Here is a 434-nt window from a genome sequence, read left to right as displayed (position 1 = left end):
ATCTCGGTCTTCACCCACTCGACCAGCACCTTGCCGGACGGGCCGACCGGCACGGAGGCGCCGATCTGCATCGTCTTGGCCTTGTTGTCGGTGTTGTCCGCCTTGGCCTCGCCGTAGCTCAGGAAGGGCTTGACCACGCCGAAGTCGTAGGCGCCCAGCAGCATCCAGTCCTTCTTGGTGGTGCCGAGGTATGCGCCCTGGCCCGGGTTGGCGATCTGGTCGCGCTCGTAGAAGCCGGTCAGCGTCAGCGGTCCGCCGAAGTAGAAGAAGTTCGCGCCCACGTTCTTGCGGCCGTTGTTGCCCGCCTGCTCGCCGAACTGGTACTGGATGTTGGCGGAGAAGCCGCCGAACTTCGGCGTGCTGTAGACGATCTGGTTGCTCCAGCCCGTGTCGGCCGGCGTCGTCGCGGCCCAGCCCGTGCCGTTGAAGAGGGG

Annotated in this window: 1 protein-coding gene; it reads right to left on the bottom strand. The window is 66.1% G+C overall.

Annotated features, from left to right (window positions below):
* Positions 1-434: porin (locus K9U40_RS23955; RefSeq protein WP_282892544.1), on the bottom strand; the 434-nt coding region annotated here is incomplete at both ends.

The sequence above is a fragment of the Xanthobacter autotrophicus genome, from assembly GCF_030015065.1.
GTDB lineage: Bacteria > Pseudomonadota > Alphaproteobacteria > Rhizobiales > Xanthobacteraceae > Xanthobacter > Xanthobacter autotrophicus_D.
This window is presented reverse-complemented; position numbering and strand designations above follow the sequence as displayed.